This window comes from Janthinobacterium sp. 13 (assembly GCF_002749695.1).
Taxonomy (GTDB): Bacteria; Pseudomonadota; Gammaproteobacteria; order Burkholderiales; family Burkholderiaceae_D; genus Janthinobacterium; species Janthinobacterium kumbetense.
The window spans coordinates 3,051,279-3,063,712 of the sequence record NZ_PEEQ01000001.1; the positions used below are offsets into that span (position 1 = coordinate 3,051,279).

General features: G+C 65.8%; 11 protein-coding genes. 4 read left to right on the plus strand and 7 right to left on the minus strand.

Going from position 1 to position 12,434, the window contains the following annotated elements:
* Positions 1 to 11: 11 nt before the first annotated feature.
* From CLU94_RS13475 to CLU94_RS13490, 4 genes are read right to left on the minus strand one after another with little or no spacing between them, the layout of a single operon-like run.
* Positions 12 to 1,400, minus strand: coding sequence for an efflux transporter outer membrane subunit (locus CLU94_RS13475; protein WP_099665982.1), 1,389 nt, complete (start codon positions 1,398 to 1,400; stop codon positions 12 to 14).
* Positions 1,397 to 4,495, minus strand: coding sequence for a MexW/MexI family multidrug efflux RND transporter permease subunit (locus CLU94_RS13480; protein ID WP_099665983.1), 3,099 nt, complete (start codon positions 4,493 to 4,495; stop codon positions 1,397 to 1,399). The genes CLU94_RS13475 and CLU94_RS13480 overlap by 4 nt, the downstream gene beginning before the upstream one ends.
* 15 nt (positions 4,496 to 4,510) lie before the next feature.
* A complete protein-coding gene (locus CLU94_RS13485) occupies positions 4,511 to 5,608 on the minus strand; it encodes an efflux RND transporter periplasmic adaptor subunit (protein WP_099665984.1) in 1,098 nt (365 codons plus the stop codon).
* A gap of 58 nt (positions 5,609 to 5,666) precedes the next feature.
* Positions 5,667 to 6,149 (minus strand): DUF2165 family protein, encoded by a 483-nt coding sequence (locus tag CLU94_RS13490; protein WP_099665985.1) that lies wholly within the window; start codon positions 6,147 to 6,149, stop codon positions 5,667 to 5,669.
* Between the two features lie 125 nt (positions 6,150 to 6,274).
* On the opposite strand from CLU94_RS13490, the gene CLU94_RS13495 reads away from it, so the two are divergent.
* Entirely contained in the window at positions 6,275 to 6,934 is a 660-nt protein-coding gene (locus CLU94_RS13495; RefSeq protein ID WP_099665986.1) for a helix-turn-helix transcriptional regulator, read from the plus strand.
* On the opposite strand, the gene CLU94_RS13500 is transcribed toward CLU94_RS13495, so the two are convergent.
* Entirely contained in the window at positions 6,931 to 8,208 is a 1,278-nt protein-coding gene (locus CLU94_RS13500) for an MFS transporter (RefSeq protein ID WP_099665987.1), read from the minus strand. The two genes, CLU94_RS13495 and CLU94_RS13500, sit on opposite strands and share 4 nt — an antisense overlap.
* A 112-nt stretch (positions 8,209 to 8,320) precedes the next feature.
* On the opposite strand from CLU94_RS13500, the gene CLU94_RS13505 reads away from it, so the two are divergent.
* Positions 8,321 to 9,220, plus strand: coding sequence for a LysR substrate-binding domain-containing protein (locus tag CLU94_RS13505; RefSeq protein ID WP_099665988.1), 900 nt, complete (start codon positions 8,321 to 8,323; stop codon positions 9,218 to 9,220).
* 87 nt (positions 9,221 to 9,307) lie between these two features.
* Here the strand turns inward: CLU94_RS13505 and CLU94_RS13510 are convergent, their stop codons facing one another.
* Together CLU94_RS13510 and CLU94_RS13515 are read right to left on the minus strand one after the other, a co-directional pair.
* Positions 9,308 to 9,607, minus strand: a complete 300-nt coding sequence (locus tag CLU94_RS13510) for a hypothetical protein (protein WP_099665989.1) — start codon at positions 9,605 to 9,607, stop codon at positions 9,308 to 9,310.
* Between the two features lie 166 nt (positions 9,608 to 9,773).
* Positions 9,774 to 10,814, minus strand: a complete 1,041-nt coding sequence (locus tag CLU94_RS13515) for a class I SAM-dependent methyltransferase (protein ID WP_099665990.1) — start codon at positions 10,812 to 10,814, stop codon at positions 9,774 to 9,776.
* Positions 10,815 to 10,944: 130 nt separating this feature from the next.
* Between CLU94_RS13515 and CLU94_RS13520 the strand changes: the two genes are divergently transcribed.
* On the plus strand, positions 10,945 to 11,841 hold the full coding sequence (locus CLU94_RS13520) for a helix-turn-helix transcriptional regulator (RefSeq protein WP_099665991.1): 897 nt from the start codon (positions 10,945 to 10,947) through the stop codon (positions 11,839 to 11,841).
* A 55-nt stretch (positions 11,842 to 11,896) separates the two neighbouring features.
* A complete protein-coding gene (locus CLU94_RS13525; protein ID WP_099668299.1) occupies positions 11,897 to 12,307 on the plus strand; it encodes a VOC family protein in 411 nt (136 codons plus the stop codon).
* Positions 12,308 to 12,434 lie beyond the last annotated feature (127 nt).

Consider the following 12,434-nt stretch of genomic DNA (forward strand, 5'->3'; position numbering starts at 1 on the left):
AGCTAAAAAGATCACATAGTGTGCCCCCATCCCAGCGCCTTGTACAGGGCAATCGCATCGATGTAGGACGCCGTTTCCGCCAGCAGCGCTTCGCGCCGGATATCGAACAAGGCGCGCTGGTTTTCCAGCACGGCCTGGTAGCTGCCGGCACCGCCCGCATAGCGCGTGCTGGCGATATCGAGGGCCGCATTGCCGTGGCGCGCCGATTCCAGCAGCGAGGTCAATCGCGTCTGGTTTTCCGCCAGCTGCGTAACGGCGTTTTCCACCTCTTCCTGCGCCAACAGCATCGTTTGCGCATAGCGCGCCAGCGCGCCCTGCGCTTCGGCCTGCGTACCGCGCAAGCGCGCCTTGACGCTGCCCAGGCGGAAGGCAGGATGGCTGACGGAGGGCGCCAGTTCGAAGGCGCGCGCGCCGCCGTCGAACACGCCGCTGCCGCGCAGGGCAAAGAAGCCCAAAAAGCCGCCCAGGCTCAGGCGCGGATACAGGTCCGCCGCTGCCGCCCCCACGTCTTCGCTGGAAGCGGCCAGCAGGCGCTCGGCGCGCACCACGTCGGGACGCTGCTTGATCAGGCGGTTCACGTCGCCCAGCGGCAGCTGGCCGGCCAGCGGCGCCTGCTGCCGCGGTGCTGTCGCCAGCGCGATGGCGCCCGGCGCTTGGCCGCTCAGCACATCGAGCCGGTACTGCGCCTGGCGCAAGCCGGCCTGCAACGGCGGCAATGCCGCCTCGCTGCGCGCCAGGTTGGCCAGCGCGTTGTGGCGCTCTTCCGGCAAGCCGCTGCCGGCCCGGATGCGCGCGTCGATCAGGGCGATGGTGTCGCGCCAGCTTTGCACTTGCGCCTGCGTCAGCGCCAGGTTTTGCTGGTAGCCCAGCGCCTCGTAGTAATTGCGCGCCACTTCGGCGGCGATCGTCAGCTGCACTTGCCGCAAATCGGCCTGCGCCGCGTCGGCGCGCGCCTGCGCCGAGCGGCTGATATGCGCGAGGCGGCCGAACAGGTCGATCTCCCACTGCGCATCGAAACCCACGCGCGTGCTGGTGCTGGCGGCGCGACTATCGGGGGTGTCTTGCTGCACGCTGCGCTGCCACCCCGCCTGGCCCGTGACGGCGGGCAGTTCGTCGAGGCGGCGCTCGTCGAAGGTGGCGCGCGCGGCCAGCAGATTCGCTTGTGCCTGCGCGATATCGAGGTTGTGCGTCAAAGCGCTGGCGATCAGCCGCGACAGGCGCGCATCGTCGAAAAACGTCCACCAGGCGGCCTCGCTGGCAGCCGTTTGACCTGGCGCAAACTGCGCCTGCTGCGGACTGGCCAGGGCGATGGCGGGCGTGCCCGGCGTGACGTAGGCGGGACTGACGGCGCAGCCGGCCAGCAGGGGGAAAAGGGAGACGAGATAGCGGTAATTTTTCATGGGGATTCCTTCAGCGCGTGCGACAGATCGCGCGCGCGCGGCGTGGCATGGTCGGCCGTGTGGCGGCGGGCCAGAAAGGTGTACACGGTGGGCAGCACGAACAGGGTAAAGAAGGTGCCGATCAACATGCCCGACACGATCACCACGCCCAGGCCGAAACGGCTGTTGGCGCCGGCGCCGGACGCGAACAGCAGCGGCACCAGGCCCACCACCATGGCCGCCGTCGTCATCAGGATCGGGCGCAAGCGGATTTGCGCCGCCTTGCGGATGGCGCTGAGGCGGTCCAGCCGTTCATGCACCTGCAATTCGTTGGCAAATTCCACCATCAAGATTCCGTGCTTGCTGATCAAGCCGATCAGGGTCACGAGGCCGATCTGCGTGTAGATGTTGACGGTGGCGTAGCCCAGCGCCAGCGGGATCAGCGCGCCGCAAATCGACAGCGGCACCGTGATCAGGATGATCAAAGGGTCCGTCAGGCTTTCATATTGCGCCGCCAGCACCAGGTAAATCACGACGACGGCCGCCAGGAAGGCCAGCAGCAGCGCATTGCCTTCCGTGGCGAACTGGCGCGCGTCCGATTGCCAATCGTAGCTGAAGCCGGGCGGCAGGGTTTTCGCCACGCCGTCGAGGAAGGCGACGGCGTCGCCCAGCGTCACGCCCGGCGCCGGCACGCCCTGGAAGGTGGCCGCATTTTGCTGGTTGAATTGGGTCAGCATGTTCGGCTCGATCTGTTCCGTCACCGAGACGACGGCGGACAGGGGCAGCAGGCTGCCATCGTCGGCGCGTACGTACTGCTGCGTCAGGGCTTGCGCCGTCAATCGCTGCTCGCGCGGGCTTTGCGCGATGACGTCGTAGGCGCGGCCATCCATGCCGAAGCGGTTCAGATAATTTTCGCCCACCAGCACGGCCAGCGATTCGCCGATGTCCTGCATGCGGATGCCCAGGCTGTTCGCCTTGGAGCGGTCCACGCGCACCTTGACGACGGGGTTGTTGTAATCGAGGTCGCTGTCGACGACGGCAAACAGGCCGCTGTCGCGCGCGCGCTGCTTGACGTCTTCCATCGTGCGGAACAGGGTGGCGTAATCCTGCGCGCTGCGCAGTACCATTTGCACGGGCAAGCCGCCGCTCGATCCGGGCAAGGGCGCCAGCTGGAAGGCGAAGATGCTGGTGCCTTCCACGTCGCCCGCGGCGTGCTGCAATTCGGCCTGGATGACGGCCGCGTTGCGCGAGCGTTCGGCCCACGGCGTCAGGTTGATGCCGCCGATGCTCGATGCCGGGCCTTCGCCGCCATTGATGATCCAGCGCGAGTCCGTTTCGGGGATATTTTTGTAGATCTCATCGAGCTTGTACGAAAAGCGTTCCACGTAATCGAGGTTGGCGTGCTGCGGCGCCTTGATCGCCGTCAAGACGCTGGCCTGGTCTTCCGCCGGCGCCAGTTCGCGCTGCGGCAGCAGGTACAAAAACGGCAGACTGACCATCACCAGCGCGGCGAAACCGGCGCTCCACCAGCGGTGGTGCAGCGAGCGGTCCAGCAGGCGCGCATAGCGGCTGGTGAGGCCTTCGAAGAAATGCTCGGCGGCGCGCGCCATGCGCCCTTCCGCTTGTTTCGGCTGCAGCAGCAAGGAGCTCATCACGGGAGACAAGGTCAGCGCCACCACGCCCGACACCACCACGGCGCCGGCCAGGGTCAGCGCGAATTCCTTGAACAGCGCCCCAGTCAATCCGCCCATCATGCCGATCGGCGCATACACGGCCGCCAGGGTGATCGTCATGGCGATGACGGGGCCGGCCACTTCGCGCGCGCCCACCAGGGCGGCCGCCACGGGCGTCTTGCCTTCCTCGATATGCCGGTGCACGTTTTCCACCACGACGATGGCGTCGTCGACCACCAGGCCCACGGCCAGCACCATCGCCAGCAAGGTCAGTAAATTGATGCTGAAGCCGAAGGCCAGCATCAGCGCCGCCGCGCCCAGCATCGACAGCGGGATCGTCACGACGGGAATCAGCACGGAGCGCAGGGAACCCATGCACAGGTAGATGACGATGACGACGATGAGCAGCGCTTCGAGCAGGGTGTGCGCCACCTCGTCGATGGACGACTGGATGAAGCGCGCCGTCTCGAACGCCAGCTCGACTTTTACGCCCGGCGGCAGGGTTTTCTGGATTTCCGGCAGCAGCTTCCTGATGCCGTCGACGATCACCAGCGGGTTGCCGCCGGGCGTGGGCGACAGGCCCAGATACACGGCCGGCACGCCGTCCATGATGCCGCTCGTCTCCGTCGCGGCCGCGCCCAGTTCCACCGTACCCACGTCCTTCAGGCGCACGAGGGCGGCGCTGTCCTTTTCATCGCCGCCCTTCTTGACGACCATGTCGCGGAACTGTTCCACGCTGGTCAGGTCCGTGTTGACGCTGATGTTCGCGACGACGAATTGTCCCTTCACCTTGCCGGGCGCCGCCTGGTAGTTATTGCGCCGCACGGCGTCGGCCACGTCGGCCGCCGTCAAGCCGCGCGCCGCCAGTTTCGCCGGGTCGATCCACAAACGCATGGCCAGCTGCTGGCCGCCATACACGTCGACTTTCGCCACGCCGTCGATGGTGGCGAACATCGGCTGCACCACGCGCGCCAGGTAATCCGTCAGCGCGGGCGCGGACACGCTCTCGCTGGCAAAGCCGACATACGCGACGGCCGAGGAATCGCCGGCCGCGCGCTCGATGACGGGGTCGAAAGCGCCTTCCGGTAATTTATAGCGCACCTGGTTGACCTTGGCCATGACTTCCGTCAACGCTTGCGTGGAATCGCGGTTCAATTCCATGCGCACGGTGACGGTGCTGCTGCCCTGCACCGACGACGAGGTCAGGTAATCGATGCCTTCCACCGACGATACGGCTTGCGCGATGGGTTGCGTCACGAAACCCTGCATCAGTTCCGCCGAGGCGCCCGGATAGTTGGTCGTGACGGTGATGGTGGACGATTCGAGCATCGGGTATTGGCGGATCGGCAGCTGCAGGATGGCGATCACGCCCAGCATCAGAATCAATGTGCTGATCACCAGCGCCAGCACGGGGCGGCGCACGAATAAATCGGTAAATTTCATGGTGCTGGCCTTTCCTCAAGAACCGGCCTTGGGCGCGGCGCGTTTCGCCTCGTCCAGGGTATTGGCCACGGCCTGCACGGCCATGCCGTCGGCCAGTTTCAGCTGGCCCGAGGCGACAACGCGCTGCCCTTCGCGCAAGCCGTCGAGGATGGCCACGCGGCCCCCGGCCCGCTCGCCCAGTTTCACGCCCACGCGCTTGACGGTGAGCGGCTGTTTTCCTTCCTGCTGCGCGACGAATACCGTATCGCCATACGCGCTGTAGGTCACGGCCGTTTCCGGCACCGTCAGCTGCTGGCCAGCCTCGCGGGCCACGCGCACATTCGCGTACATGCCCGCTTTCAGCGCGCCGCGGGGATTGCTCAATGCCGCCTGCACCTGCACCATGCGCGAGCGGGCGACCAGCGGGTCGATGGCGTTGATCTTCGCCGTGAAGATTTCATTCGGATACGCGTCCACCAGCACTTGCACGGCCTGTCCCGGCGCCAGTGTCGCGCTGCTCTGCTCATCGAGGGCGAAGTTCACCAGCAAGGCCTTCGTGTCGATCAGGCTGGCCACCGTGTCGGCCGCGTTCAGGTACTGGCCCGCGTGCACCTTGCGGATGCCCAGCTGCCCGGCGAATGGCGCGCGGATGGTCTTTTGCGCGATCAGCGCTTCCGTCTGGCGCACCTCGCCCAGGGCCGCGTCGCGCGCGGCCAGCGCCGCATCGAGCTGCTCCTGGGTGGCGGCCTTTTCCCTGACCATCTGCACGGTGCGGGCATGGCTGCTTTCCGCGTTTTTCAGCTGTGCGCGCTGGCGCAGCAGCATTGCCTGTTCCTGGGCGTCATTGAGCTGTACCAGCACGGCGCCGGCCGCCACGCTCTGGCCCGATTCGAAGCGGATCTGCGTAACGCGCCCGCCCGTTTCGGCCGCCACCTGCACCTGGCGCGCCGCTTCCAGTTCGCCCACGCCGGCAAAAAAGCGCTCCTGCGTGCCCAGCACGACGGGGACCAGCGCCACCTTGGTGGCGGGGTAGGCGGCATCGGCCGCATGCGAGTTGGCGCGCGGATACAGCGCGGCGCCCGCGACGGCCAGGGCGATGGCCAGCGCGGAAGCGCCGACGAGTTTCGTATTCATGATGAAGTCCTTTACTGCATTGAAAGGGAGAAAGAAGAAGAGGCGCAGCGGAGGCTGGTCAGGTCCGCTGCGCGTTGAAGAGGAAGAACAAACCCAGGGTCCACAGCAGCAGCACCAGGTGCGTCGTCTGCAAGCTTTCCTGGGCGATCCAGTAGCCGAACCACAGGCCGCCCAGGTGCATCAGCAGCAGGAAGGCGGCCATGGCGCACAGGGCCAGGTTCAGCCAGGGCAACGCTTGCGTCAGGGAAGCGCCGAGGAGCAGCGCCACGCCTGTCCAGGCGGCGATGGCGGCCAGCAGTTGCAGCGCCAGCACCGTCAACAGGCTCAGGCGGTGCAGGGTCAGCGAGGTGAGCGCGCGGCGCAGCAGCGGCGTCTGGATGGTCGGATCCTGGCGCAGCGGGTCCATGCGCATGGTGTTGCCGATGGCCCAGACGGCGCCGTGGAAGGCGTGCAGGTTGTTGAGGGCGGCCAGGGTGAGCCAGAGGGCCAGGCCGATGGCGAGGATGGCGTGAAACAGCCAGATCGAGTGAGACAGTTGCATGGGAAAATCCTGTCAAAAGAGTACCTTGCCGGCATGCGGACGTGGAAACTCCTCGACAGCGGGGAGCTACCGGCCTATTATGCAAGCAATTAGTTGGTTAACTGGCCCCATGATAGTTGAGTGAAATGAATTACACAAGTAAACGTTTGGATAATCAAGAGGCGCCGCAAACGACGGAGCGCATCCTGTATTTCATCAAGACCAAGGGACCCGTCTCCACGGCCACCCTGGCCAAGACCCTGGACATGACGGGCGAGGCGGCGCGCCAGCAAGTGCAAAAGCTGGTGGCGGCGGGCCTCATCGAGGGGCGCCAGGAAGCGCAGGCGGGCGCCGGGCGGCCGCGCCAGAACTGGGTCTTGACGGAGGCGGGCAATGCGCGCTTTCCCGACACGCATGCGCAGCTGACGATCAAGCTGATCGGTTCCGTGCGCCAGCTGTTCGGCGAGGCGGGGCTGGATAAACTGATCACCCAGCGCGAAGAGGAAAGCCGCAGCGCGTATGCGCTGGCGTGCTCGGCGCCGGACTTGCCCACGCGCTTGCAGCAGCTGGCGGCCGTGCGCGATGAAGAGGGTTATATGGCGCGCGTGGAAGCGGATGGCGACGACTGGCTGCTGATCGAAGACCACTGCCCCATCTGCGCCGCCGCCCGCACCTGCCAGGGTTTTTGCCGCTCCGAATTGCAGCTGTTCCAGGAAGTGGTGGGACCGTGCGCGAGCATCGTGCGCGAGCAGCATGTGCTGGCCAATGCCATGCGCTGCGTCTACCGCATTTCTGTCTTGCCCTAAGCCTTGGGAAACAGGGGCCAGGTGCCTAGCGCCACCAGCCCAGCCAGCCACCACACGACGGGCCAGCTGCTGGCCGCCAGCAAGTGCGGGATGGCGATCGGCGTGAGGAACAGGCCTACATACACGGCCGTGTTCGCCATGCCCAGGGCCGTGCCCGCGTTGGCGCCGCCCGCTTCCGTTGCCAGCTCCGTGTAGGCCACGCCATGCCAGGCGGACACGGCGATGCCGGCGGCCACCACGGCGGCCATCAGCAGCCAGCCCGGCGCCTGCAGCCAGGCGATGCATCCCAGCACAATGAACGACGCCAGCGCCACCAGGGCCGAGCCGCGCAGATAGGCGGGCCGGTTCGCGTGGCGGTCCGTGTGGCGTCCGCTCCAGATGCGCATCACCATGGCGCCCGCCTGCAGGGCCACCATCACGGCCGTGATGGCGGCCAGTCCCAGGCGGCCATGGTCGTGCAGGAAGACGGTGGCATAGCTGAGCACGGCAAACTGGGGCACGCACAGCAAGCCGATGGCGGCCACCATGCGCCAGACTTTGCGGTTTTTGAGTGGACCTTGCAGCGGCGGAGGCGGCTTGACCCCAAACAGGCCCGTGGACGCGTTTTGCGGCCCCGTGGCGACCTCGGCAGGGAAATCGGGCTCATGCATCCATCGCCACGTAAAAAACGCCGACAGGCCGCATACGAGGGCCAGGGCGCCAAATACGGGCATGAAGCCGTAACGTGACGCCAGGCTGGGCAGGACGAGAGCGCCGAGGCCGCCGCCGAGCGGCACGGCCGTCTGGCGGATGCTCATGGCGAAACCCCGTTCGCCCGCGCCGAACCAGCGCATCACGGCACGCCCGCTGGCACCATTCACGCTGCCGCCCAGCACGCCGACCAGGGCCAGCCCGGCCGCCAGCGCCCATAACGGCGGCACAGACCCGTCAGCGGGCGTGATCCACAGCAGCAAGGTCAATAGGGCCAGCATGGTGCCCAGCAAGCCCGTCAGCAGCACGGGGCGGTCGCCCCAGCGGTCGGTGGCCATGCCCCATGGCAATTCTGTCAGGGCCACGCCCAGGCCCATGGCGCCCAGCGCCACCCCCAGTTGCGTATTGCTCAGGTGATAGCCGCTGCGCAGCCAGATGGCCGTCGTGGGCATGCCGTTGGCGGCGGCGGAAAAGCTGGCATTGGCCGCCACGCCGACGGCCAGCACCTTCCAGCGGTGGGCATCGCCCAGCGCGGGCGCGGTGGCGGGGACAGGAACAGGAACGGCTGGGCAGCTGGTGGTCATGGCAGGGAGGGGAAAGTGGTTGACCCTGACAGTGTTGCGCAGTACGATCGTTCTGAATATCAGATAATTTACTAGTCACCATCCCATAAAACAGGACGATTGCATTTGCGCCATGAGCTTGCTGAATTTTGACATCGCCTTCTTGCGCAGCTATGTGGCTGGCATCGAGCTGGGCAGCTTTGCCCGCGCGGCGGACAAGGTGGGCCGCTCCACCTCGGCCGTCAGCGCGCAGCTGAAAAAACTCGAGGAGCAGGCGGGCATGCCCCTGTTCCGCAAGGATGGCCGGGGCCTGGCGCTGACACCGGCCGGCGAAGTGCTGCTCGGCTATGCACGCCGCCTGCTGGAACTCAACGACGAGGCGGCCGTCGCCTTGCGCGGCGCGGAACTGGAAGGCTGGATCAGGCTCGGTTTGCAGGAAGATTTCGGCGAAGCCTTGCTGCCCGACGTGCTGGGGCGCTTTGCCCGCGCGCATCCGAAAGTGCGCATCGAGGCGCACGTGGCGCGCAACACGGCCTTGATGCAAGGGCTGGCCATGGGCCAGCTGGACCTGGCCCTGCTGTGGGGCGGCGCCTGCATCGCCGACGTGGCCGAGTATCCGCAGCCGCAGCGCCAGCATATTGCCGAGCCGGCCATGCGCTGGATCGCCTCATCCAGCCTGGCCTGGCAGCCCGAATCGGGCGAGCCCTTGCCGCTCATTACCTTCGACCGCGACTGCCTGTTCCAGCGCTGCGCCACGCAAGCGCTGGACCATGCCGGCATCGCCTGGCGCACGGCGTTTACCAGTCCCAGCCTGGCTGGACTGTGGGCGGCGGCCGCGGCAGGGCTGGGCGTGACGGTGCGCACCAACCTGGGCTTGCCGTCTTCCGTCTGCGCGCTCGATCACGTGGCGGCGGGCTTGCCCGCCCTGCCCCCGCTGTCGCTGGAACTGCTGCGCGCCTCCAGCGTGTCCAGGCCGCCCGTCGAGCGGCTGGCTGGCCTGATCATCGACGCGTTGCGGGACAGTCCCGCTTGATACTGGCGAGCGGGAACGGGCGCCGCGGGCTATCGGCATGCATCGGTCCCGGCGCGGGCCGCCGGCGCAGGTTTACCGTGGCCGCTCTCAGCTTGCTCGCCAATGGAAACAGATTCCATCTTGCATGATCTGCAAATCAGCGATGTTTCGCTGCACGCCGCTGTACGTGTCGAGTACGCAAAAATCGCATGACTGAATTTCCTGTTCCAATCGGTCTGCCTCGACGAAAAGCTGATCGTTGGCGGCTTGTTCCAGATTCTTGAACAAGGTCGCGTATGCGGCAAAGGCAGCCGTGGGAAGAAAAGTCCCGAGAACAAGCGCATTCTCGGACAAGACGACAATTTCTCCGAGGATCGTTCCAGAACGATCAGATAGTGTCAGGCTCATAGGGCGATGGACATTTTGGTGCTATCTCAGGTGCGTGATGCGGGGTTTGTCATGGTTCAGCGTTCAGCGCCATCGCTGCGCAGCCAGTATTCAACCACATGAGCGCAGCGCTTGCCATGCGATGCATCAAATGGCGCTTGCGGCAGCGCGCTGCGCGCGGGCGGATTCACGCTCCATCCTTGCGCGCAATCAGCACCTGCACGGGCGCCATGGGGAAATCGCTGGCGCTGTATTGCTCCACTTGCCGCCAGCCCGTGTCGCGCAGCAATTGCGCCAATTCTCCCTGCTGGGTTACCGTGCGGCCCAGCATGCGCATCGGCAAGTAATACGGCAGCACGCGCGCCGCGTCGCCGGCTGCCGGGGCGATTTCCGCCTGCACGCAAACGAAGACGCCACCGGGTGTCAACGCCGCATGGATCTTGCGCAAGGCCGCCGCCATGTCGGGCACGAAATGCAGCACGGACGAGCACCAGATGAGGTCGTAGCCGCTGCCGATATCGTCGCTGGCCAGGTCGCCGCCCACAGTCTCCAGGCGGTCAGACAGTTGCGCATGGGCGATGTTCGCGGCCGCCACGGCCACCGTTTCCGGCCAGTCGAAGACGCCGCCGTGCAAGCCCGCATGGGCTTGCGCCAGCGCAATGGCAACCCAGCCCGGTCCGCCGCCCAGGTCGAGCAGGCGCAGCGGCGTGTGGCCGTCTGCAAACGGGGCGATGCGCTGCATCACGGACAGGGCTGCACGCATGGTGACGGCGCGTTGTTCCTGGCCAATCTGCTGCTGCGCGGCAATGGCCCAGTTGATGCCACTTGCCGTGCTGTAGGGCGCGGCCTTGCCACCCTCGCGCACCAGCGTACTCAGCTGGGTGGCGAAATGGCGCAGCGCATGCAGCCGGTACAGCCAGGCGTCGCCGCAAAAGGCTACGGAGTCGCGGCAGAAATACTGCAAGGTGGCGGCCGTGCAGCGGTAGCGCTGCGCATCTGCATCGGCCGCATCGCGTTCCAGCACTTGCATGCTCCAGAGTAATTCCAGCAGCAGCGCCGTGTGCGGCGCGTGCAGCGACAGGGCGTCGGCCAATTGCGCCGGCGTGTGCGGCGTGGCCAGCAATTCGAAAATGCCCAATTCCAGGGCGGCGGCCAGTCCATCGGCCTGGACGGGCGCGACGGCCAGGTCCCAATACGGTTGCAAGGCGTGTTGTGTGGTGAATGGCATGGTGCTTCCTTTCGCTGAGGTGGGCAAGAGCACCTATTTTATGCAACAATGAGAATAATTATCATTTGCATTTGTATGCGACACGGCGCATTTCGTATGCGCGACGGCGCGCGGGAAAACAGGGGGAGCGATGAGGGAACAGGACAGGGAAGCGGCAGGCTGGACGCGGCGCCAGCTGGACCCCGGGATGGGCGAGTGCCGCGCTGACCAGCGCCAGGTCGACCAGGGCTTGCTGCTCGTGCATTCCGATTACCGTCCGCGCCTTGCGCTCGTCGAGCAATCGAAGCATGACGATGCGGGCGGCATGGTGATCACCATCGGCCTGGAAGGCGTGTCCGGCTACACCACGCGCGATGGCGAACAATTGCGTTTCCGGGCCGGCCATACGACGGTGACGGCCTTTCAGCACGTCAGCGGCGAGCGCCGTTTCGAGGCGAATCAGCGGGCGGCGCAATTGCGCGTGCTGGTCGATGAAGACGCGCTGGCGCGCTACTGGCCGCAAGGCCTGGCGTCATTGCTGCCCCACGGTGGCGCGCGCCAGCTGGCGCATGCGGCCACCACGGCGGCGTCCGCTTTGCAGGCGCGGGCGCTGCTGTGCGCGACGGACCCGCTGGCCGTGCACATCGGCGTGCTCAGTGTCCTGGCGGAACAGTTGCGGGTGCTGCGGCCGGCGTCCGCGCCCGCTTCCATCCCGCGCTGGTCCGAGGCCGAGATGATCAAGCTGGAGCGCGTCCATGCGCTGATGCAGGAGCAGATGGCGCAAGACCTGACACTCGATTACCTGTGCGCGCAAGCGGGCCTGAGCTTGTTCAAGCTCAAGCAGGGATGGCGCTACCGCTACAACGACAGTCCCCAGCGCACCTTGCTGGCGTTGCGCATGCAGCGGGCAAAGTTACTGCTGGAAAATGGTTGCCAGGTGGCGCAGGCGGGCTGGCAAACCGGCTATCGCCATCCGTCCAATTTCAGCGCTGCGTTCAGCCGCTATTTCGGCTACGTGCCGAAGACCGTGGGACGCGCTGGCGCGTAAAAAGCCGGTGTAGAATCGGCGGGCAGCATTTTTCATCTCACTTGAAGGAGACATGATGGCCCGCAAAATATTTGTCAATCTGCCCGTCCAGTCGCTGGAACGCTCCGTGGCGTTTTTCACGGCGCTGGGCTTCAGTTTCAATGCCCATTTCACGGATGAAACGGCAACGTGCATGATCGTCGCCGACGACATTTTCGTGATGCTGTTGACGCACGACAAATTCAAGCAATTTACGCCCAAGCAGCTGTGCGATACCAAGGTGGCGACGGAAGTGCTCGTGTGCCTGTCGGCCGAGAGCCGCGGCGAAGTCGATGCGCTGGTGGCGAAGGCCGTCCAGGCGGGCGGCAGCATCTACAAGGAGCCGATGGATTTCGGCTTCATGTATGGCCACAGTTTCCAGGACCTGGATGGACATCAATGGGAGTTGATGTTCATGGAGCCGAACGCCGTACCTGGAAACGCCTGACCAAACCTACTGCGCGTCGCGCTTTGCGGCCGGCGATGCTCACCGTACTAGAGTACGGTTGCGCTTCTCGGCCACAAATCACTGCCGCTCGCTACGGTTTTGTCAGGCGTTGCAACAGCCAAGTCAA